The organism is Vibrio sp. DNB22_10_4, from assembly GCF_052879755.1.
The window spans coordinates 1,811,472-1,834,117 of sequence record NZ_JBNNXW010000001.1 but is presented as its reverse complement, the minus strand read 5'-3'; the positions used below and the strand labels follow the sequence as shown (position 1 = coordinate 1,834,117).

19 protein-coding genes are annotated in these 22,646 nt (G+C 46.1%); 11 read left to right on the top strand and 8 right to left on the bottom strand.

The annotated features are described in order from the left end of the window. Positions 1-137: 137 nt before the first annotated feature. Positions 138-1,526, top strand: coding sequence for an SLC13 family permease (locus tag ACVA6Q_RS07875; protein ID WP_353498807.1), 1,389 nt, complete (start codon positions 138-140; stop codon positions 1,524-1,526). 76 nt (positions 1,527-1,602) lie between these two features. Here the strand turns inward: ACVA6Q_RS07875 and ACVA6Q_RS07870 are convergent, their stop codons facing one another. Continuing rightward, positions 1,603-2,211, bottom strand: a complete 609-nt coding sequence (locus ACVA6Q_RS07870; RefSeq protein ID WP_353498808.1) for a GDSL-type esterase/lipase family protein — start codon at positions 2,209-2,211, stop codon at positions 1,603-1,605. Between the two features lie 61 nt (positions 2,212-2,272). Continuing rightward, positions 2,273-2,968, bottom strand: a complete 696-nt coding sequence (locus tag ACVA6Q_RS07865) for a DUF2057 family protein (RefSeq protein ID WP_446647131.1) — start codon at positions 2,966-2,968, stop codon at positions 2,273-2,275. Positions 2,969-3,512: 544 nt separating this feature from the next. On the opposite strand from ACVA6Q_RS07865, the gene ACVA6Q_RS07860 reads away from it, so the two are divergent. Next, complete coding sequence (locus tag ACVA6Q_RS07860) at positions 3,513-4,670, top strand: hypothetical protein (protein ID WP_446647130.1); 1,158 nt, start codon at positions 3,513-3,515, stop codon at positions 4,668-4,670. A gap of 148 nt (positions 4,671-4,818) precedes the next feature. Then, positions 4,819-5,694, top strand: coding sequence for a LysR family transcriptional regulator (locus ACVA6Q_RS07855; protein WP_042500572.1), 876 nt, complete (start codon positions 4,819-4,821; stop codon positions 5,692-5,694). 91 nt (positions 5,695-5,785) lie between these two features. On the opposite strand, the gene ACVA6Q_RS07850 is transcribed toward ACVA6Q_RS07855, so the two are convergent. After that, positions 5,786-7,576 (bottom strand): sensor domain-containing diguanylate cyclase, encoded by a 1,791-nt coding sequence (locus tag ACVA6Q_RS07850; RefSeq protein ID WP_446647129.1) that lies wholly within the window; start codon positions 7,574-7,576, stop codon positions 5,786-5,788. A gap of 167 nt (positions 7,577-7,743) precedes the next feature. Beyond that, entirely contained in the window at positions 7,744-9,705 is a 1,962-nt protein-coding gene (gene glgX, locus ACVA6Q_RS07845) for a glycogen debranching protein GlgX (RefSeq protein ID WP_353498812.1), read from the bottom strand. A 438-nt stretch (positions 9,706-10,143) separates the two neighbouring features. Here glgX and ACVA6Q_RS07840 point away from each other — a divergent pair, with 438 nt between their 5' ends. The 6 genes from ACVA6Q_RS07840 (at position 10,144) to ACVA6Q_RS07815 (ending at position 17,278) form a co-directional block, all read left to right on the top strand. Next, a complete protein-coding gene (locus ACVA6Q_RS07840; protein WP_446647128.1) occupies positions 10,144-11,424 on the top strand; it encodes a maltoporin in 1,281 nt (426 codons plus the stop codon). A 75-nt stretch (positions 11,425-11,499) separates the two neighbouring features. Further along, positions 11,500-12,309 carry a MalM family protein gene (locus ACVA6Q_RS07835; protein ID WP_446647127.1) on the top strand — a complete coding sequence of 270 codons (810 nt, stop codon included), beginning with the start codon at positions 11,500-11,502 and terminating at the stop codon, positions 12,307-12,309. A 468-nt stretch (positions 12,310-12,777) separates the two neighbouring features. Continuing rightward, positions 12,778-14,079: a maltoporin LamB gene (lamB, locus tag ACVA6Q_RS07830; RefSeq protein WP_446647126.1), complete on the top strand. Its 1,302-nt coding sequence runs from the start codon at positions 12,778-12,780 to the stop codon at positions 14,077-14,079. Between the two features lie 64 nt (positions 14,080-14,143). Continuing rightward, positions 14,144-14,980 carry a MalM family protein gene (locus tag ACVA6Q_RS07825; protein ID WP_418642613.1) on the top strand — a complete coding sequence of 279 codons (837 nt, stop codon included), beginning with the start codon at positions 14,144-14,146 and terminating at the stop codon, positions 14,978-14,980. Between the two features lie 121 nt (positions 14,981-15,101). Further along, the gene (locus ACVA6Q_RS07820) at positions 15,102-16,277 is read left to right on the top strand and encodes a tetratricopeptide repeat protein (protein ID WP_446647125.1); all 1,176 of its coding nucleotides are present in this window, start codon (positions 15,102-15,104) and stop codon (positions 16,275-16,277) included. A 311-nt stretch (positions 16,278-16,588) separates the two neighbouring features. Continuing rightward, positions 16,589-17,278: an oligogalacturonate-specific porin KdgM family protein gene (locus ACVA6Q_RS07815; protein ID WP_162631331.1), complete on the top strand. Its 690-nt coding sequence runs from the start codon at positions 16,589-16,591 to the stop codon at positions 17,276-17,278. A 92-nt stretch (positions 17,279-17,370) separates the two neighbouring features. Here ACVA6Q_RS07815 and ACVA6Q_RS07810 read toward each other — a convergent pair whose 3' ends face one another. The 3 genes from ACVA6Q_RS07810 to ACVA6Q_RS07800 are packed head-to-tail and all read right to left on the bottom strand — an operon-like array spanning position 17,371 to position 19,920. Further along, the gene (locus ACVA6Q_RS07810; protein WP_446647124.1) at positions 17,371-18,048 is read right to left on the bottom strand and encodes a 3-oxoacid CoA-transferase subunit B; all 678 of its coding nucleotides are present in this window, start codon (positions 18,046-18,048) and stop codon (positions 17,371-17,373) included. Further along, positions 18,048-18,701: a CoA transferase subunit A gene (locus tag ACVA6Q_RS07805; protein ID WP_446647123.1), complete on the bottom strand. Its 654-nt coding sequence runs from the start codon at positions 18,699-18,701 to the stop codon at positions 18,048-18,050. Before ACVA6Q_RS07805 ends, ACVA6Q_RS07810 begins: the two co-directional genes overlap by 1 nt. Before the next feature lie 10 nt (positions 18,702-18,711). Further along, positions 18,712-19,920: an acetyl-CoA C-acetyltransferase gene (locus ACVA6Q_RS07800; protein WP_446647122.1), complete on the bottom strand. Its 1,209-nt coding sequence runs from the start codon at positions 19,918-19,920 to the stop codon at positions 18,712-18,714. Positions 19,921-20,096: 176 nt separating this feature from the next. On the opposite strand from ACVA6Q_RS07800, the gene ACVA6Q_RS07795 reads away from it, so the two are divergent. Both ACVA6Q_RS07795 and ACVA6Q_RS07790 read left to right on the top strand, forming a co-directional pair. After that, positions 20,097-20,984: a sugar phosphate isomerase/epimerase family protein gene (locus tag ACVA6Q_RS07795; RefSeq protein ID WP_446647121.1), complete on the top strand. Its 888-nt coding sequence runs from the start codon at positions 20,097-20,099 to the stop codon at positions 20,982-20,984. 8 nt (positions 20,985-20,992) lie between these two features. Further along, positions 20,993-21,742: a sulfite exporter TauE/SafE family protein gene (locus ACVA6Q_RS07790; protein ID WP_418643017.1), complete on the top strand. Its 750-nt coding sequence runs from the start codon at positions 20,993-20,995 to the stop codon at positions 21,740-21,742. Here ACVA6Q_RS07790 and ACVA6Q_RS07785 read toward each other — a convergent pair. After that, positions 21,739-22,641 (bottom strand): LysR family transcriptional regulator, encoded by a 903-nt coding sequence (locus tag ACVA6Q_RS07785; RefSeq protein ID WP_418642607.1) that lies wholly within the window; start codon positions 22,639-22,641, stop codon positions 21,739-21,741. The genes ACVA6Q_RS07790 and ACVA6Q_RS07785 overlap by 4 nt on opposite strands. Between the last annotated feature and the right edge of the window lie 5 nt (positions 22,642-22,646).

The following is a 22,646-nucleotide window of genomic DNA, read 5'->3' as shown; positions in this document are numbered from 1 at the left end:
GTTTCTCTACTTTCAGTAGCTTAGTCATCATTAGTTTAGTGATCGATAGCTTAGTGATGTTTGTGGTTTCTAGGGCGTTCACCTTGAGATAGCCCCTCAAGGGAGCATCCGCCTATTGACTAAAGGAAGCCATAATAATGAATAGAAATGATAGTGTCCCCTTACCCTCCAATACTCGAGAGTGGTTTTTTAACCGCAATAGTTTAATCATTCTTGCTGATATTGTTCTGTTTTACGTCCTCTACTCGACCCTACCTTTTGAACCCAATGTCGTACTTGGTATCAGTATATTGACGTTTATCGCTGTGCTTTGGCTTACAGAAGCCTTACACGTGACGGTCACGGCAGTTCTGGTGCCTGTGATCGCGGTATTGTTCAATGTTTTTGATACTCAGACGGCGCTGAATAATTTTGCTAACTCGATAATTTTCTTGTTCCTTGGTGGGTTTGCTTTAGCTGCCGCTATGCATAGACAAGGGTTAGACAAGGTGGTCGCCGACAAAGTGCTGGTCTTGGCAAAAGGGCGTATGAGTGTCGCCGTGTTTATGCTTTTCGGCGTGACTGCATTGCTGTCGATGTGGATCAGTAATACCGCAACCGCAGCTATGATGTTACCTCTCGTGCTTGGTGTACTCAGTAAAGTGAATGAAGAAAGTGGTCACAACACTTATGTGTTTGTGTTACTTGGTATTGCCTACAGCGCCAGTATAGGTGGTATCGCGACTATGGTCGGTAGCCCTCCCAACGCGATTGCCGCGGCTGAGATTGGAATGACATTCACGGATTGGATGGCATTTGGTTTACCAACTGCGTTTATCCTGTTGCCAATAGCGTTGGCTGTGCTGTTTTTTGTGCTTAAGCCAAAACTCGATGGAGAATTTGAGATTAGCCATGAGCCTGTGAATTGGGACAAAGGTAAAATCGTTACTTTACTGATTTTCGCTTTAACCGTGTTTTTCTGGATCTTTAGTAAGCCAATCAACGCTATGTTAGGTGGCTATGCTAAGTTCGATACTATTGTGGCATTGGGTGCGATTGTCGCCGTTAACTTTGCCCGTGTAGTTCACTGGAAGGACATTGAGAAAACCGCTGACTGGGGTGTGCTATTGCTGTTTGGTGGCGGTATCTGTTTAAGTAATGTGTTGAAAGCGACAGGGACTAGCGTGTTCTTGGCGAATGAGCTTAGCGAACTGATTTCTCAGTTTAGTATGCTGTTCATTATCTTGGTGATTGCTGCTTTCGTGGTATTCCTAACAGAGTTTGCGAGTAATACAGCCAGTGCTGCGCTGCTGATTCCTGTCTTCGCCAGTGTTGCCGAAGCCTTTGGTATGTCGCCAGTGATCTTGTCGGTGCTGATCGCTGTTGCCGCGTCATGTGCGTTTATGTTGCCTGTTGCTACACCACCAAACGCAATAGTGTTCGCTTCAGGTTATATTAAGCAGCAAGAGATGATGCGAATAGGTATCTTGCTCAACATTGCTTGTATTGGTGCCTTGACCCTAATTGCAGTGACGTTCTGGGCATAGTTAACGTTAGTTGAAGACTTACAATGAAAACGCCCCTATTCCGATGGAGTAGGGGCGTTGTTGTTAGTTTGAATCACTAAATTTTTGTGATTAGGCAATTGAGCTTATCAAAGATGATCTCTGCACCCAATTTGGAGAGATGGATCCCGTCGTTTTGATACAAGTCGCTGTACCCATATTTCTGGGCGTGTGCTTCAAACGCTTGGTAGGCGTCGACGATTTCAATGCCCGTCTCCCCATGACCGTACATCATTTTAAGCTTTTTGCTGTGCACGCTACTCAATGTCTCTACTGACTGTCTCAAACGTTCGACGGTGCTTGGCTCGTTGCCAAACATCGGAAGCGCGCCAACAGGGTCAATTGCACTGGTCACAACAAGGATCGGCTTAATACCGTGGTGCTGAGCCTGAGCAATCATGCTATTTAGGTTACTCGCTACAACGCCAATGTCGATGCCCCAGTTGAGATCGTTCAATCCGCCAAATAACACAACAACGTCAGGTTTTGCTTCTAGTACCTGTGATTTGAATCGAGACAGCATTCCCGTTGTCGTGTCGCCAGGTACACCACAGTTGGTAAATGAAACGTTGGGGTACTCGCTAATCAATTGACATGACCAGTTTTCACCTTTAGCAAGACCCCAGCCAGCCGTGAGGCTATCACCGAGCAATACGATGTTTTTCATAGTTGTTCTCTTAAGATCGAAAAAGCCGCTCTATAGGAGCGGCTTGGTAATTTTTGAGCGATCAGTTCTTGCTAACGTATTCTTTAAAGCGCGCTTTGGTTTCTGCGTCCGCTTTGTTGTACCAAAACATCAGCATTTCTTCCGCTGTGTTGTCACCAGCGGCTGGAGCGGTTGCCGGCAGCGTAGTTGGCTGTGCCGCGGTAGTAGCCGCCGCTGTTGTGGCTGCTGCGGTTGTTGTCACGACAGCTGCTGTTGTAGCCACAGTAAGTGCTGCTACACCGCCTTTGCGGTTGTAGTCATCAGCTTCACGGTTATAGTCGCGACCGATTTGCATACCATCTTTGATAAGTTTGTCTTCAACCACAGGGACAACTTGGTCGTTCTTATCAGTCAGCGACCACTCTAAGTTATCAATGTTTTTCTGCGCTTGGCGAGCGTCTCGATACGTTGGGACATTCAGGGTCAATTCAGCATCTGTTGCTTCAAAGCGGGCGATGATGGCTTTGCTAGAAATCACTTTTCTTTCATCGCGATTCACATCGAAGAAAGGTTCATATTTAAACACGATTTGATTGACGCCATCTGGTAGCGTGGCTGTTTCACCGGATGAGAAAAAACCGCTTGAGTCTGTGGTTGGGTCGCCTGCATTGACAGAAAGAAGATCAACATTGTCAGGTATTTTGATGGTCACGTCAGCCATCGCAAGGCTACTACAACCGACGAGTAGCGCAGCAGCAATCAGATTGGATGCTTTCATTATTATTTCCCTAGCAGAATATGTGAATCATGGTGTGTTCAAGTGAACTAAAGATGTTTACGTTGAGGTTAGCTCAGTTTTCGGTTTCTAGCTTGCCTAGGTTAGCGACACTTTGCAATCTTGTGATGCACGGGTTGGTTGAATTTCTTTAAAAACTGACATTGGCGTGGATTATTCGGTGCTTTATTGTGTTTTTAGTTTATAAAAATTGCTAATTCGCTGTTTATGTTGTGAATATAAAGCAATTTAACTAAGTTAAGGAAACCAATATCCTCTCAAATGCAACAGGTGACTTAGTTGTGAGGCGATGAAAATTGCTAACGAAACCGGACAATACCACGTAAATTTAAATCGCTTGGCTGCTAATGGTTTCTATATGCAAATCGAATAGTTTGGCTTGGCGATGAAAATTGAATCTAGTAGCATCGCCCCCCAAGCGAGAATCGTTTAACGAGCACTGAATAGCCCAAGACAGCAGATGGGTTAAATGAATGGAATCTCAGTGCGATTGTAGTCAATCCTATTGTACTTAAAGAGATTTCATTTGAAGATGTCAAAACGTCCTTTGTCCTTGATCTTGGCCGCGCTGTGTTCGGCGTCTCCTGCCATGGCACAAGACTCACCAGTCACTGAAAAGCAGAAGCCTCAGGCGGAAACAACCCTAGTCAAGCCTGAAGAATCTACCAAGGCTGAAGAGGAATCAGAAGCGCTCCCAGATAGAAAATTTGCGGCTTTCCCTGTTCCAATTACCGATGATGCGCTGGGCGTAGGCCTGGGTGTAAACGCGATGTACATTCACGATCGCGAAGAAGGTGCAACCAATCCATCGACCAGTATGTTCTATGGTCAATATACAGATTCAGACAGCGGTATGGCCATCATTGGCCACGAGCACGTGTTCGCCCATGATGCTTGGCGTGCAGGATTCTATGCTGGACACTTCAGTCTAAACCTTAAGTACACAGGTCGTATCGGTGCTCAGCTTCCGAAAGCCGCCCAATACGCGTCTTATTCCAACTTTGTCTACGGTGAAGTTCGTAAGCAAATTGTCGATGATCTGTATTTCGGTGTTCAAGGGCTGTGGAGCGGCGGCAATGCTGAGCTCAATGAAAAAACCGATCCAGCGATAAAGAAAGCGTTTGAACAAGAAATGAGTGGCAGTAACCACGCTATTGGCTTTCTTATGACCTATGACTCAAGAGATAACATGATGGGGGCGACAAAAGGTCTCAATGTTGATCTGAGCACACTTCATTACTCCAAAGATAAACGCACAGGAAAGCCATTTCATCGTTTAGATGCTGAGGTTAGTCAGTATTTTCCAATTGGTGATGATGTCTTAGCATATCGAGTGATTGGTAAGGAAATGCTGGGTGACGCACCGGAGTATGAGTTTGTGACGCCTGATTTACGCGGTGCGGACTGGAACAAGTATCGAGGCAGCTCAGTGTATCAAGCTGAAGTGGAATATCGCCACAAGTTTTCTACTTTGTGGAGCGGCGTCGCCTTTGCTGGAGCCGCTGTGGTGCGCAATGAAGACCGCCAATTTGCAAACTCAGTCAAGTCAGAAGTGATCCCGTCAGCAGGTATTGGTGTCAGGTATTTACTTAATGCCAAAGAGCGATTTACTGTAGGTGTCGATGCTGCGGTATCGAAAATGGGTAACACTAGCTTCTATATTCGATTTGGAGAAGCGTTCTAACTGCGTACTAATCGCCATCCTGATACTTGCAAATAATCATTGTGAATGAGTGGGTTGTGAGTATTTGTGGTGCTTATATTTAGGTGCAATTTATGTGCTATTGTTTTACGATGGTACGCCTGTTAATTAATTAATCAAAGGGTTGAGTATGCTGAATATTGAACAGCTAGTGGCATTCGTCGCTGCGGCAGAGCAAGGTTCATTTTCTGCGGCCGCGAGGCATCTTGGTAAGAGTCAAAGCTCTGTAAGTATCGGAGTGAATAACCTTGAGCTCGATTTAGGCATTACGCTTTTCGATAGAAGCACAAAATATCCTAAGCTTACCCCGCAAGGTGAGCGCATGCTGGCACAAGCGAAAGTGTTGTTGCGCCAAGCTGAGCGGATCCGTAATTACTCCAAAGCCAGTGTGGACAGCGTCGAAGATACGCTGAAAATTGCCATTGACCCTCTGTTGCCATTCTCGTTGCTGGATTCGGCGATTGAGAAAATGTCGCAGCGTTTTCCATTTACTCAAGTGGATGTATCACGTTTGAGTGCCCACCATCTGACGAGTGCCATTATTAATGATGATGTGGAACTTGGCTTCAACTTGGCGGCGGATGCGGTGCCTGAAGGCGTTGACTTTATCTCTATTGCCAACATTGAGTGGGTGTGTATTTGCAGCCCAGATTCCATCTTTGCTGATATGCAGCAAGTCAGCAATGAAACCTTGATTGGTGAAAGACAGATCGTTTGTCGCAGCATGATGCTGAACAAAGTACTCAAGGCTCAAGGCGCATTCTCACAAGATATCTGGCAAGCCGATGATCAAGAAGATGTGATTAAGCTGGTGGAGCAGGGAATTGGTTGGGCAATCGTACCTAGAGACTACATCGTCGAAAAGCAAGCCATGGGCACCTTGATTGACTTTAGACCTGAGTTCCAGCGTTATGAAATGCTCAACTCTGCTGATGTCCTTTGGAAGTCTAATACACGCCTAGGTCCTGCGGCTAAATATCTTTGTGAAATGCTGGGCGTCTTTTAAGCAGAAAGCGTAAATAATAAGTTTAAGTAATTGATACATCAGCATTAGAAACCTCGCGTTCAACAGCGAGGTTTTTTTGTGTTTGGTCGACTTAGGCTCTAAGTTCGCTTGGAGACAGATACACTAAGTTTCGCCCTTGAAGTTTTGCTTGCTGAAGGTTTTTCAGACCAAGGCTGAGTGTACCGTCAGCCGATCCCTCTATTGGTGTCGCCCCTATGGAGACGGTACTGACAATGTCAGCTTGGCCAATATCATCCTGATCAATGGCTAATGGGCTTTTTTCGACAAGCTGTCTTAACCATTCGAGTTGCCTTTGCGCATCGATAGAGTCATTGGCGCTAAACAGCAAACCAAAATGACCATTGTTGGTGCGTGCCAGGCAGCGCGATTGCGGTTTCGGGAAACTTCTTTTTATAACGTTAGCAACATGCTTGATCGCTTTATCACCAATATCGCTACCATAACGGTCATTGATCGTAGTTAAGCCACACACATCGACCACTGCATAAAATAGTGATTCACTATCATTCGCTTTCGTCAGTTCTTGGCGCAAATGATGCTCGTTTTCTAGACCAGTGAGAGGGTCGTTCATTGCCACTTGTTTGCTTAACAATAGGTTCGCCAACGCCACTTCAGAAAAGTCACGTATTGCGCGCATGAGTCCTTCGAAGGCGTAGAAAACACTGTTGACATAAATAACCCCTATCAAGCTATCGTGATGATAGAGGGGAAGGGCGTAGTGTCGTCCGTTTATCTGCAGTTGCTTTGCAAGGGGATCATACTCGTTGCTGTAAAGGTAGTTAATGCCACGGGATTTAAAATACGCTGGCAACTTGTCGAGTTGGTAGCTGGCTTTGGTATTGCCGTGATAATCGATAGTATTGAACTGGTTTGCCTTTTCATCATATAAGCAAAACTGAACCCCACCGTGGTAGGTAAAGCGATCAAAGATGTGTTTCAAGTCTTGCTTAAAGGCTGCCATGTTTGTCGCTAAAGTCAGTTGAGACAGCCCTTGGTTCAACTGAAAGGTGATGTAGTTGACCGATATAATTAAAAACAGCAGCGCGAATACGACGATGGCCGTTAAAGAAATCTGGTAAGACGTAAACAGGATATCAGTCTGACTGGTACCGGACACGACGACCCAGCCAATTGGGTTTCGAGCATCGAAAACGCTTTTCTTTAGCTCGCCATTGTAAAAGTAGTCATAGCTGCCACGTGTTCTCCCTGCGTCAATCTGCTCCTTTAGCCCACCTTGATAGCTAATCGAAGAGGTACCAATGCGGTTTGGATTGGGATGAAATACCAATTTCCCCGTCAAACTGTCAATGACAAAGACATAACCGTTATTCAGTGTTTTTAGGTTCGATAGATATTGCGTGGTGTGCTGAACATCCACTTCAAACCACACTTCGATTGGGCTGTGATACTGAACCTGCTTGATGGCAAACACCCAAATCCCATCGGATTTTTGATATAAAGTTGAGACGGCGTATTGTCTGGTAAACCCATCAAAGGTATGCCACTCAATATTGCGTTTGCTGTTTGTAGTGAGCCGGTCATCGTTAAAGTTTGCGTATTGATCTGCTCGTCGATCATAAACCGCAACGCTTTTGTACAAATAACTGTTGGCAAGTATTTGGTTGGCAAGAGGCGCAAAGTTAGTTGTACCGACTTGCTCTTGTAACAGATCTACCTTTGCAAAAGTCGCTTCGATTTGCGACCAGATTAAGGCTGTCGCCACCTTTACATTATCTTGAGATTGAGATTTAGCCAGCGACTGAGAGTGCAGATAGTGCTGATAGGAGAGATAAATGAGCACCGCAATCAACACAAAAGTGAGCGGTTTAAACAGGCGGAGCAACAGCTTAGGTAACGACATAACATATAAAACAAATTGAACACTACGTCATTACTATCACTGATTATGGAGTGCTTTTAAAGACTTAATTGGTTTATCAATAACTCAGATCAATTCAAATAAAAAAGAGCTCAACAAGTGAGCTCTTTATGGGTGATTAACGACCAATCTAGTGGCAATGTTGTCAGTTAAGACTGAGCGGAATAATGCAAAATGGCCATCGACATAGGCGCTTGCAAGATTTCCCCTTCAGCATGACCGACTTCAGCATCTGAGATATGGGTATCGCAGATGGTTTTCCAAACTTGATTGCGGTCATTCGGCAAAGAGAAACGAGCCGGAGCTTTGGTTTGGTTGATGAGATAGACCAGTTCGTCACCCTCTTCACCAATGCCGATGTGCAGAGCGACACTGCTTAGTCGGTTCCAATCTTCCATGCTCATTAATTTGCCGTCGACGCGACTCCAAAAAATGCGGTTGTCGTTGCGTTTTTCACCGCTAAAGGCGCGGATGAACGGTACCATATACTCTTGGCGAGCAGCCAGCATTTCCGAAAGCCACTGTTTGAAATGCTGTTTAGCTTCACTGGTTTCCCAATTGAGCCAACTTATTTCGTTGTCTTGGCAGTAGGCGTTGTTGTTGCCTTGCTGGGTATGCGATAGCACATCTGCAGTAAGGATGTGTGGGATACCAAACGAGAACAGCAAAGTAGCCATGAAATTGCGTTTTTGCTTCTCACGAGTAGCGAGTACAACAGGGTTGTCCGTTGCGCCTTCCACGCCATAGTTGTTTGAGCGATTGTCTCCGTGGCCGTCTCGGTTGTTTTCACCATTGGCTTCGTTGTGCTTATGCTTGTACGAGACAAGATCTTGCATGGTGAAGCCATCGTGATAAGTGATGTAGTTGACGGTCGACTTATACGGCCAATTGGCAGCGCTATACAAATCGCGGGAGCCCATTATACGCGTCGCAAACTCTTTCAAGTAACCTTGATCGCCACGCCAGAAGCTACGTGTGATATCACGCAAACGGTCATTACATTCATTCCAGCCAAATGGGAAGTTTCCGACTTGATACCCGTTTGGCCCGATATCCCAAGGCTCGGCAATCAATTTGGTCATCTTGAGAATAGGATCCTGAGCGACCGCGCGGAAAAAGGCCGCTTCACGATTAAAGTGATCACCGTTACGACCCAGTGTTGCCGCCAAATCGAAGCGGAATCCATCGACTTTAAACTCTTGTACCCAGTAACGCAGCGTGTCCATGACTAAGTTGAGCGCTGGCTGATAATTGAGATCGACGGTGTTGCCACAACCGGTGTAGTTCGCGAAGTACTCGCCATGGCGAAGGTAGAATTTAGAATCTAAAGCTTTTAAGTTAAAGACCGGACCTTGATCGCCACCTTCAGCAGTGTGGTTGTAGACCACATCAAGAATCACTTCGATACCTGCTCTATGCAGTTCACGAATGGTGGTTTTGAGCTCTTCCACCGCATCTTGGTGGGCATAGCGTGGATCGGGAGCCATAAACACATAAGGGTTGTAGCCCCAGTAGTTCACCTTATCCATTTGTAGAAGATGAGGCTCGTGCATACAAGCAGCAATTGGAAGTAGCTGAAGGGTATTGATGTTCTGCTCTTTGTAGAATGTGAGCATGGCATCACTGACCAATCCAAGATAGGTGCCACGCTCTGAAGTAGGCACTTGCGGGTTGAGTTTAGAAACCCCTTTTACATGAGTTTCAAATAACACCATCTCTTCACGAGGAATGTTGGGTGATCTTACTTGTTGCCAGTCAAAGGCATCATCAACGACCACGCAAGTCGGCAGTTTAAAGCTTTTTTCAGCTGAAAATGGTGGAACATAATGCAGTGCTTTGTCTAATGCTTTTGCGTAGGGATCGGCTATGTACTGACGTTCTTCGCACGATTCTATGACAAAACCATAACGTTGCCCGGCTTTTATGCCGCTAAGGTGAATATGCTTGATTCCGGCATAATTGTTAAAAAGTGGGAACAACTCTTGTTTGTCGTTGTCATCATAGAGAGCGAGATAAATAGCCTCACAATCGGGTGCATGAATAGCAAAGTTACAACCGGCTTCATCCAGTGTTGCACCCAGCGGATAAGGGCTAGATTGATGTTGCGTCATAGAGATTTTTTCTATTTGTTCGTGAATGACATTAATCTTACTTTCACTAGTTAATAGCTTTGTAAACTTTAGGTCAAGCGAAGATCACAGAAATTTAAATGTAATTTAATTTCAGTTTTCTTACCTAAAAGTTAAAAATAGTGATGTAAAGCATATTGTGCGCGTCAAAACATTACTCCCATCTATGCTACTCCCCCCTTGAATTGTGATCTGCTCTAAAAAAACGCCATACGGTTATTTTTCTACTCCTTTCTCATCCCCCTTAACTATCTATAAGGTGGAGGACGCTTCCATTACACGACTTCGTTAATCTGCAATTGTTCAATCAACTCGGGACCCTAACCGATATTTCAAGTCTGAGACACTTCGGTACTGCCTCTGAAGCGTTTTAGAAACAAAGAAATTGAATATAACAATAAGTTAAACGGAGTTTTCTAAATGAAAAAAGTAAGTGTAATTGCTGCTGCGGTGGTAGGTGTATTGGCTGCTGGTCAAGCAATGGCGAATGTAGATTTTCATGGTTACATGCGTGCTGGTGTTGGTGCTAGTGAGCACGGTGGTCAGCAAACGACTTTTGAGAAAAACAAAGTAGGTCGTCTCGGTAACGAAGGCGATATCTACGGTGAGATTGGCCTAGGTAAAGAAGTATACAACGACAACGGTAAGTCGATGTATGTTGACTCTATGGTTGCTATGACTTCGAACGGTTCAAACGACTGGGAAAGTACTGAAAACGACGATGCAAAGTTTGCATTACGTCAGTTTAACGTTCAAGCAAAAGGGTTCTTGGGTTTTGCTCCGGAAGCAACTCTTTGGGCTGGTAAGCGTTACTACCAACGTAAAGATATTCACATCAGTGACTTCTACTACCTAAATATTTCAGGTGCAGGTGCCGGTATTGAGGGTATCGAAGCAGGTCCTGGTAAGCTTTCTCTAGCTTGGGTTCGCAACGATCGCAACGACGGTGTTCAAGATGGTGACCCAAGCACTGGTCAAACTCCAGACGCAGGAAACGATGGCGGTGCACTAAATGTTAATACATTAGACATTCGTTACGCTGGTATTCCTTTATGGGAAGGTGCATCACTTGAGTTAATTGGTAACGCAGCTCTATTAAATGAAACTGACCAAGCATCGCAAGCTGCTAAAGATGCAAAAAATGGTTTCATGGGTACGGCTGAATTGACTGTAGGTCTGAGCGGCGGTTTCAACAAAACTGTAGTTCAATACGGTACAGAAGGCTACTCAAAAGCGTTCGCGTTCTATGGTGACGGTAGCTGGTACGGCGCAGAAGCAAACTCTGGCGCATCTGGTTACCGCCTGATCAACTGGGGTGTATCAGAAGTCGGTCAGAACGTTGAGTTTGGTCACCAGCTAGTTTACGGTGTTGGTGAAGGTATGTGGGATGGCCAAGACAAATGGACTACATACTCTGCAGTTGTTCGTCCAATGTATAAGTGGAACGACAACATGCGTACAATCCTAGAAGCAGGTTACTCGCAAGATGATAACGATGGTTCTAAGACAACAAACAGCAAGTTCACTATCGCCCAAGCATGGTCAGCAGGTTCAAGTTTCTGGGCTCGTCCTGAACTACGTGTTTACGCGTCTTACTTAAACCAAGATGCTGACGGTCAAACAGATGGAAGCTATAAGTTCAACGGCGGCGAGAGCAAATCTCAAATGCAAGTTGGTGTACAAGTTGAAGCTTGGTGGTAATCTAGCGTAATAGCTAACCACGTTAATCATGTACAGCCAGCTAGTCTGGCTGTACTCTTTTTTCGGAGAGTAATTATGAAGTATAAATGGTTGCCCTTAGTAGCGGCTTTCTCACTAGCAGGGTGCTCTGCACCACAAGTTATTTCTAGTGATGTGGAGCCCTCTCAACAGGTTTCTACATCGGTTGAGCGTTTGAGTTGGACAAAGCTGGATCTTCCAGCGAATGTAACGACCGAGCTTGGTAAAAACTCTCAAATTTTGCTGCTGGATGGAACAGCAAGTCCTGTTGCTACATTTACTGTCGATGGAAATCGCGGTAGCTTGGATGTTGAGGTAGCAAGTTTAGTAATTAAAGAAAGTAGTATGTATGCGCCTTCATTTAAGGTCACTGACGATAAAGGCCGTGTGTTAGGTGAAAAGCGATTTTCTGAATTTGAGTACAGAGAGGCGAAGGTTTTAGATCCTGACCAATATGCTGCAAAAGTAACGGTAATCCCTTTTGATGATTCTAAAGCGCTGCATATCTTGGTGTACTCAACAAAAGAAGATATAGCGGGTAGCTCCACCGTGACTCATCCTGCCAAGCTATATGCGAAAGCTCGAAGCAACCAACCACCAGAGATCGCTGATCCTGTCATTCTGCATTCACTCTATGGTACTTTGACCGTTAAAATTGATGCTAATAATGTTGTAACGAAGCGCGAGCAGACGGAAAACGAATATATACCATCTGCTGCAACCAGTGAAGAATACTACAAATCTGCAATAGAAAAAGCGGTTTCAGAAGACAACATTCCAAAGGCACTTAGCCTGCTAGATGAAGCCAAAGCACTGAATATTGAAGGTGCTCAAGAGATCTTCGTTAAAGCGATAAATGCAAAATAGCACATTCATAAAATAGTTATTATTAGCCCTGAAAATACTTTGAGGTAATTTATCTCTCAATGTTTTCGGGGTTTATATTTTTCTCCGCAACCATACCGCTCTCAGGTTCACATCCAATTAACCTCAAAAAGTGACATTGTTCAAATAGCTGGCATTTGTTACTCAAGAGCTGTTTCACCTAGAAAGTGTGACTTAAGCCGTTTTTTACTGGCATCATTCTGGTTTTTCCGTGCTCAACGTCAAATTTCATTCCGTAATGAAAATGAAAGTTCCGAAACCGTAGCCAAGTACTATTGATGAATAAGGGGAGGTGCTTAGGAGTACTGCCACTATTATCAATAACAGCCCCTATTCCATCAAAATACACATCATTATTCTCCTCTCCGACAACTTTCTCACCACATCTTACATTCTGCTGCCTTTTTGAATGTCGATTGAGAAATATAACGATAAAAATCGGAGTTAATAATGAAAAAATTATGTTTAGTCGCTGCAGCTGTTTCTACTGCACTTGTTGCTGCGCCGTCTTTCGCTGTGGATTATTTTGGTTATTTTCGTGCGGGCACTGCGCTTAGTTCAAACGGAACTGGTGATGCCAACTACGAGAAGCAAAAAGTGGGTCGTCTAGGTAACGAGAACGACAACTACTCAGAGTTCGGTTTTGGTAAAGATCTAAAAACGGGTGAGCAAACGTGGCGCGTGGAATCGATGATTGCTTCTGGCAACAGCGGCACAAATGGCTGGCAAGATGGTGACTTCAACGTTGCACAATACAATGTACAAGCGACGGGTCTGTTCAGTTCAGACAAAGAAGCGACAGTATGGGCTGGTAAGCGTTACTACCAACGTCGTGATGTACACATCACGGACTTCTACTTCCTAAACACATCTGGTACTGGTGGTGGTATCGAGAACATCTCTGTAGGTAATCAAAAACTGTCGCTTGCGCTTGTTGAAGACAGTAGCTCAAAGCAAAAAACGCTTGATGGCAAACAGTGGGTACAAAAGCCTGGTACTAACCCTGGTATTGAAGGTAGCTGGGAGCAGCAAGATAAATACAAAGAAGATGAAGTCAAAGGTTACATCGCTGACGTACGTCTAGCGAACATTAACCTTTGGGAAGATGCAACACTAGAGGTTGCAGGTGCGTACAACTTCTCAACGGGTACTGCCTCAGGTAATACCAACGTACAAGCAGATGATGGTGCATTGGTTACCGCTATTCTTCACCAAAATATGGAAGCCGGCTTTAACCAAACGGTTGTGCAATACGGTAACAGCGCGTACGGCGCACAAATGGCCGACCTTGGTAACGGTGGTAATTTCGATCGCCGCGACGGTGCGAACAACGACGCACAAGGTGTTCGACTATTGAACTGGGGTGTGATTAGCCTAGGTGAGAAGTGGGAAATGGGTCACCAATTCCTTGCTGCACGATCGACAGACGCGGCAATTTCAGCGACGAACCGTGCTAAGACTGACCATGATTTGTTCTCTGCAGTAATTCGCCCAATGTACCAATGGACTGACACAGTGCGTACGGTATTTGAAGCGGGTACTTACGTTGAAAACTACAGCAATTACGGTAACAAAAAAGGCAGCAAGTTGACGGTTGCGCAGGCTTTTTCTATGGGTGAAGGCTTCTTTGCTCGTCCTGAAATTCGCGTATATGGCACTTATCTAAATGATCGTTCGGACAGCGCACAGCTTGCAGACAAATCAAAGAAAAACGAGTTCCTTGTAGGCGTACAAGTAGAAGCGTGGTTCTAACGTTTTACTCATTAATTTAATAGACGAAGGGCGAAGGTGACTTCGCCCTTTTTTGGAGACGAACATGATCAAACTATCGACGACCCTGATTAGTAGCTGCTTGTTACTCGCTGGATGTCAAAGCACTGAAGTTGTCGAGCAAGCGCCGCTTCGCTCTCAGGCAACGATTTTCGATCCCGCTAGCCTTAACATGCTGGCTATGAAAGCACCGAGTGAACAGACATTTCGAATTGATGAGAATAGCCAGCGCTATGTCATAGACGGTGTTGAGAGTCCAGTTGCAGTCGTCTCACTACCCCTAACTTCAGGTGCGCTCGATATTACAATCACTAGCCTGATATCTTCTTCTGCCTTTGCTCCTTATGTGGCAGTTATCCGTGATGATGGTAGCGTGGTTGAGCAATATGATTTGAATGAGTTTGAGTATCTGCCTGCACGTTTTCACTTGGGAAATCGATTAGCTCTTAACTTCACGTTTGTTGCGCCAAGTGCAAACTCAAAGCTCATGCTGGTGGTGTACACCAAACCGGAAGCCGCGACTCGCAGCGTGACGGTAACTCATCCAGCAAAACTTGATGCTAAAGCTCGCGGGAACTATTTGCCTGAGGTGAAAGATATTCAGGTACCTTTTAGTGATCAAGGTGAGGTTATTATTGCCATTGATGGCCGCAAGTCACAGGCCAATCCAACCCCAAGTGATGAACAAGTCACTCAGAGCAAGGTCATTGCGGCAAAAGCGACTCAAGAATCGAGTGAGTTTTATCGTCAAGCGATCACCCATGCAGTTGATAACAACCAGTTAAAAAAAGCGGTGAGTTTACTCGAAGAGGCTGAGTCACTTGGCGTGGAGGGTGCGCGCGAGGCGTTCAACAAAGCGGTGAATGCTGCTGCTTCGCAGTAAAACGGAAGAATAATTGACCGATTAGTGTAAAAGCGTGGTGTTGATCGACAATCGCACTTAATTGTTGGCGCAATCAGCCGTTACTATAGAGAGTAACCGTTACCACAAAAGCCACTCAATTATGTCGACACTTACCATTGCTATTGGCGCTACCAGCTTGTCACTGTTGCTGGTGTTCGTCTGGATGTTCTCGCTCTCACTGCGCAAGAAGCGTATGGAGGAAGAGCGTCTTGCGCGAGAGGCCGCCTATCGTCGAGCGATGGAAAAAGCGCGTCAGCAAGAGAGGCAAGGTCGCGTCTTCAAAGCCGAGACCGGTCATGTACCAACCATTCTCTATCTCGCCAAAGAAGCAGAGAGAAGCAAACCTAACGAAGCGCTATATTGGTATCACAAAGGCGCAGAGCTCGACAATATTACCTCAATGTACGGCATTGTTCGCCTTAGCGACAAAAAGCGCGAAGACCTCGTTCTTCGCGAACAAGCCAATTATTGGCGATTATGTATAGCGGGTGCAGAAGGTGACGTTCACGCTAAGTTTGAAGCTGCGAAAGCGCAAATATTTGGTCAAGGTGTTGAGCGCAATATCCCAAGAGGCGTCGCTAAAATTCAAGAGGTCGCTGAAGAAGGCAACCTTGAAGCGATTCTGTTTATGGGAGATTGGAGCATTTCTCCCGAGAACCCTGTACCGTCACCAAAGCAGTCCACCCAGTGGTTTGAAAAAGCCGCGGACAAACAAAGCGAAGAAGGAATGACTAAGCTTGGCCTCAACTTCTTAAATGGCGTTGGCGTGGAGCAAGACGGTCAGCGCGCATGTTACTGGCTTGAACGTGCGGCCGAAAAGGGCAACGTCGAAGCGATGTATTTTGCCGGTGAAGCGTGGCGTGATGTAAAACCGAATGGCGCAGCTATCGCTTATATTTGGCTATTTATGTCTGCGTACATGGGCTATGAGCCCGCTAAATCGGCTCGTGATGCAGTGGGCAGCACGTTGGGCGTTGATTCAGTGGTTGGACTGCAGTCATTGGCTAAGCCTGTTTTGAAAAAACTGCAGTTTGGTCCCGTCGTCAAACACTCGTTGATTCGTGCCCTAAACAAACTCTACAAACGGGAGTTACCTTTATTTGGGTTAGTACAGGATGGAGAGCAGGAACCGGCCTCTACAACTCAAAACGAAGTGTCGCCAGAGGCCAAGCCTAGCGAGGCTGAGAGCACTATCTCTTCAAATATTGAGGACGCTACCGAGGACACGGCAAGCTCATACAGCTACTCCAGTTATGATACTAACTATTCACAATAAAGTAGTCTTTACTCAAATTTGGTCTTTCGACTTATCACATATAACCTTAATGAATCACGTGTGAATTTCTGTTTCACTATTGTTATTTTTACCTTTCCTTAATGTTCATTTGAGTTGTTTTATGGACTACTTTGGTGTGATCGATATCACTCAATGTTTGTCTTTGACACTTCCATGACAAAAACAATGTTCAAAAAAATATTCTGAGCTCAGTTTCGGTGTGACCTTCAAGGATGCTTGGCAGTGGCCTTGTCGTTCGCACATTAAATCCGTGCCATTTTTGGCATTCCTGTTCTATACGGAGCTCTTTAATGAAAACTTTTAAAATGACATTAGCAGCGGCACTCGTTGCTGCAGTAGCACTTCCAGCAAGCGCAAACTACGTTGACGTTCGTGGCGCTTACAACACAGAAGCAAAAACTTATGAAAGCCGTGTTCGCACGGGCATGGGCTTTGCTGAAGATTGGGAAATTCACCTAGAAGGTACTCAAGGCCACGGCGATAGCGCGTTTAGCCAAGACGACCACAAAGTAGCAGCGTTCGAGACCGAGCTAAACTACAACTACGCAATCAACGACAACGTAACTCTAACTCCTGGTTTCGTTTACTGGAACGGTACTAGCCACTCAGAATACCGTCCTTACCTAAAAGCGACTTACGCAACAGGTAACTTCTACACTGCAGCACGTTACCGTTTCCAAGCGGCAACTGATGGTGTTGAGAACACAAACCAAGTTGACGCATGGGTAGGTTACAACGTTTCAGACTTCAACCTAGAATATAACCCAGCTTACATCGCACAAAACAACGGCGGTAAGATCAACAGCGATCTTTCTCGTGCAGACAGCAAATGGGAACACACGTTCCAAGTTAAATACACTGGTTTCGACACGTGGGCACCTTACCTAGATTACCAAATCCTAGACAAGACTTACGTAAGTCAAAACGCTGAAGTGAAAACTGAAAACCGCGTTCGTGTGGGTGTAACGTTCAACTTCTAATCTGCTTGCTGTAGATTAAAGTCAAACAGTTCTTAATAAAATGCCGCTCTTGTTGAGCGGCATTTTTCGTTCATGAGGTGTTTAAGAGTCCTTTATTCAGGCAGAGACATCACTCGCAGGTTTTCACTGATTTGTAGCGTAGCTTCTGTTGCTGCTTGCACTTGTTGGATACTAAATTCAGGTCCAATTTCAGTCAGTTGCATGCCTTTAGGAGTGATTTCAATAACGCCCATTTCGGTGACAATCAGGTCAACTTGATTAACGGCGGTCAGCGGCAGTGAACATTGACGTAGCAACTTTGGTTTTCCTTTCACCGTGTGCTCCATCGCTACAATGACCTTTTTGGCGCCAACCACAAGATCCATTGCACCACCCATCCCTGGTACCATTTTTCCTGGAATGATCCAGTTAGCGAGATTGCCGTTTTCGTCTACCTGTAAGGCGCCAAGGACAGTGGCATCAACATGTCCTCCACGAATAATGGCAAACGATTCTGCGCTATCGAAATAGCAGCTTCCTTGGATAGCAGTAATAGGCTGCGCCCCAGCATTAACGAGATCCGGATCCGCATTGTCTTCGGTGGCCAGATTATCGATTCCTAACAAACCGTTTTCTGCTTGCATTAAGATTTCCACCTCCTTGTCGACTTCGTTGGCCACAAGCGTTGGTAAACCAATGCCAAGATTGACGATATCGCCATCATGCATCTCTTGAGCGACGCGCCATGCGATGCGGCGACGAATGGTGTGTTTATCCAGTAGGGTCGTCATTACGCATCCTCCGTCAAAATATAATCCACATACAGGCTAGGTGTGTGTACTGACTCGGGCTCAATGTCACCTAGGTTGACAATGCTTTCCGGCTCCACGATGACAGTGTCTGCAGCGGTCGCCATTAAAGGGTTGAAGTTTTGCGTTGTCTTGCGATAAAACACATTGCCTCGAGTGTCGACCACTGAGCCACGAATTAAGGCAATGTCGGCCTTAAGTGGCGTTTCAAGTAGGTAGTCTTTACCACCTACGTTAATCACTTTCTTGCCTTCAGCGACCAAAGTGCCAAGACCCGTTGGCGTGAGTACGCCCCCAAGGCCAGCCCCGCCGCTTCGAATTCGCTCAGCCAATGTCCCTTGGGGCACCAGCTCAACATCAAGCGTGCCTTCGTTCATTTGATTGCCCGTTTCTGGATTTAAACCGATATGGGACGCATAGAGTTTGCTGACACGCTTTTGCGCGATGAGCTTACTGGTACCACGACCGGGTGAAGCGGTGTCAGTAGTAATCAACGTGATATCTTTAATGTCCCACTCGTTGAGGAGATCAATCAGGGATTCAGGCGCGCCAGTTGCCATAAAACCACCGATCATGATGGTCATACCATCACGAAAGAGAGGACGAAGCTGCTCGGCATTTGCAGATTTTTTCATCTCAAACTCCTTAGCTACAACGTTTTAGAATGACAGCTGTACCCATACCGCCACCTATGCATAGTGACGCTAAACCAAGGTCTTGCTGGGTTCTGTGAAGCTGATACACCAAGGTGGTGAGAATACGGTTGCCTGAGGCGCCAATTGGGTGTCCAAGTGCAATCGCACCTCCCGATAAATTGCTGCGTTCAAGCAGCCACGGCGCATCGATGTTATGCTGCTCTGCAAGTGAGTGGACAACGCCAAGTGCCTGCGCAGCAAACGCCTCGTTGAGCTCGAATACGTCAATATCGTCAATCGACAGATGCGCTTTGTTTAGCGTATTCGCAATGGCGGGGACTGGGCCAAGTCCCATCACTTCAGGGGCGAGTGCACCTTGTCCATATTCAATCACTTCTGCTAGCGGTTTTAGGTTCAGCCTCGTGACTGCGCTTTCTGAGGCAAGAAGGATGGCGGAGGCTCCGTCATTGATACCAGAGGCATTGCCTGCGGTGACCGTACCTTCTGGATCGAAAGCGGGACGGAGATTTTGTAAGGACTCATAGCTGCAATCCGCTTTGGGGTATTCGTCTTGTTTTACCTCAGTTTGACGGCGTCGATTGACGATGGAAACGGGGGCGATCTCGTCGACGAAGTCTCCGTTTTTAATGGCGTTCACCGCTTTGTTCTGACTACTGAGGGCAAAAGCGTCTTGTTCTTCACGCGACAGGCTGAATTTTTTCGCGATGTTTTCAGCGGTGATCCCCATGTGGTACTGATGAAACGCATCCGTAAGACCATCTTTGATGATGCTGTCTTCAAGGGGGAAATGACCCATGCGCTGACCACGGCGGATCTGTCCTGAAGTGATAAATGCAGCGTTTGACATGCTTTCCATACCACACGCGACCACCACTTCTGCATCCCCTGCGCGAATGTGGCTGGCGGCGTCCATAACGGTCTTCATCCCGCTGCCGCAGATCATATTAAGCGTGTACGCGGGCACGGAGTCAGGTATCCCAGCTTTTAATGCCGCTTGTCTTCCAGGCCCCATACCGGTTCCTGCGGTAAGTACATTGCCTGCAATGACTTCATCAATCATATCAGGCGCGATGTCCGCTTGTTCAAGCGCAGCTTGGATAGCGTGCGCGCCAAGCTCCGATGCCGATAGTGCACTTAATGCACCATTGAAGCTGCCAACTGGCGTGCGTTTTGCCGCCACGATAAAAACACGTTCCATGCCTGTCTCCTAAATGTTCAAGCTTAACAACAGTCTAAATCGCTGATGAGTCGGAGCGTTACAGGCAGGAATTCAAAGCCGCTTTGCAGATTTGCAAAGACCAAGTTGGCGTCCGATCACGTCTTTTTTATGAGTTAACTCTTATCTTGGAGCCACAACCATTTGGAGAAGATGCTATGCAGAATCGAATCGCGTGCGCCCCATGCTGCTGGGGTATTGAAGAGTCTCACAATCCAGAAAACCCAAGCTGGGGCAAGGTGCTAATGGAAGCAAGTGATTGTGGCTATCAAGGGATAGAGCTTGGCCCAACTGACTACTTCCCCGACGATGAGTCACTACTGAGCAGCGCATGTCGAACCCGCGGGTTATCCATTTGCGCGGGTAAACTTCAGCTGCCGTTTAGTGATGTAAACGCCTTAAGCCATATTCTCGACGAGACAGAAAAAACCTGTATTCGTCTAAGTAAGCTAGGTGCTAGGACGCTGCTTTTGATGGAAGGTAATCACCCTGAACGCAATACCTCAGTCGGTCAAAGCGCGACGGCGCCTCGACTTAATAAAACGCAGAAAGACGCGTTAATCGATGTGCTGAATCAAGTCATCGAGGTTGCTGAGAAATACAGTTTGAGATGTTTATTGCATCCAGGTGTCGGTGGCTACATCAGCTTTCAAGATGAAATTGATTATGTGTTGTATGCGATTCCAAACCACAAGCTAGGTTTGTGTATCGATATTGGGCATGCCTTCTTGGATGGTATGGATCCAGTGAGCATCATTAAGCAATATGGTCGCCGTATCGAGCACGTTCATCTTAAAGATGTGTCGCTGGACAAACTAAGGCTTGCGATTCGTGATAAAAAGCCTTGGGTTGACGCTTATGCGACGGGCTTGGTGACACCGCTAGGTGATGGAGACATTAAATTGACGCACGTACTCTCGTCGCTCAGAGAAAGTGATTATCAAGGCTGGCTCGTTGTAGAGCATGAGCACAATAAACGTGCACTCACCCATGTTGTGGATGATTTGCAGCGCAGCAGACACTACTTAACGTCCATAGGTGTTTAATCGTGAGTGTGGTAACAGACCCACTTTTCTATGTCATGGCTGTTCCTGCTGTACTTATCTATGGTATCGGCAAGGGCGGCCTTGGTGGGGCTTTAGGCATTATTGCTGTGCCGCTGATGGCGCTGGTGGTCGCACCGACGCAAGCGGCCGCTATTTTGCTGCCTATTTTAATTGTGATGGATATCTTTGCGGTTCGCCACCACTACAAAAGTGCGGATTATGGTGTGATTAAACGCATGTTGCCGGGAGCCTTATTTGGTGTGCTGCTCGCGGGGTTGTTTTTGGGAATTACCTCGGAAGCTGGCCTCAAGCTAACCATTGGTTTGCTGTCTCTGGCGTTTTGCCTTCAATATTGGCTGGATGGCGAGCAAAAACAAACCAAACCGAGTGCGCTATCTGCATGGTTTTGGAGCGCTCTCAGCGGTTTTTCCAGTACTGCCATTCATGCTGGTGGTGGGCCTGCGAGTATCTATCTGTTGCCGCTAAGGCTTGAAAAAGTCACTTTGATCGCCACCATGGCGGTGTTGTTTGGCCTTATTAATCTTGCAAAAGTGATCCCTTACTTAGCATTAGGGGAATTTGATGCCACCAACTTGTTGACCGCGCTCATTTTGATCCCTTTAGCACCACTGGGTGTCAAACTTGGAGTGATGTTGCTGCATCGTGTCAGTCAGGAGAGGATCTATCAGCTCTGTTATCTGTTCCTTTTCGTGTCGGGCAGTAAACTTTGTTTTGATGCTGTCATTGCCCTCGTTTAATCGCTTGTTTCTGGGTCATTACTTAGCAGGTACGTTTTGAAATTTGTCGCGGTTGGCGAAGCTGACTGCGGTGAGTGATAGTACAAGTTGAGGCTCCACACGCTAGTCTCGTAATCAAGCAAAAGTGGTTTTAGCTTACCTTCATTTATCGCCTGTTTAACGACAAAGTCGGGCAAATAGGCGATACCCATCCCGTTGACGACGCCTTTGAGAAGTAGGTCACTGTCGTTCACCTCTATAGTTTTGGGCACTTTTAAAAGTGTGTTTTCAGACTGACGCCTAAAGATCCAATCGTTGCTCCCGGTTAGTGTGGTTGCCACTAAACAAGGATGTCGAAGGAGATCTTTCGGGTGTTCAGGTTCACTGTGTTCACGCAGGTAATCAGGGGATGCCACAACGACAAAAGGACATTGCATCAGCTCTCTTTTCACTAACAATAAATCTTTTTCACGGTAGCCTTGATAACTCGCATTGGCGCTGATCATTAGGTCACTGGTACTGGCATGATCCAGTGCCCAAGGCGTGACATTTATATTAAAAGTAACCTCGGGATGATCTTTGGCGTAATGGCGCAGTTTATCCATTAAGAAGTGATTGGCGTAGACAGGTGTACAGGCAATGTCGATATGGCCTTTTTCGTGGGATTGGTAGTCTTCGAGTTTACGAGTGATACGTTCTGCGCTATCGACAAGAGGAGAAAACTCTTCAAATAGAGTTTGGCCAGCGTGGGTGGCTTCTAACAAACGATTGGAACGGTAGCACAACGCCGTTCCAAAGTGGCTTTCTAGCTCTTGTAGCCAACGACTGCCTGCGGACACAGAAATATTACAGCGACGTGCCGCTGATGATATAGAACCAGAACGAATGACGTAGATGAAGAAAGCCATTTTATCGAGCATAGTGA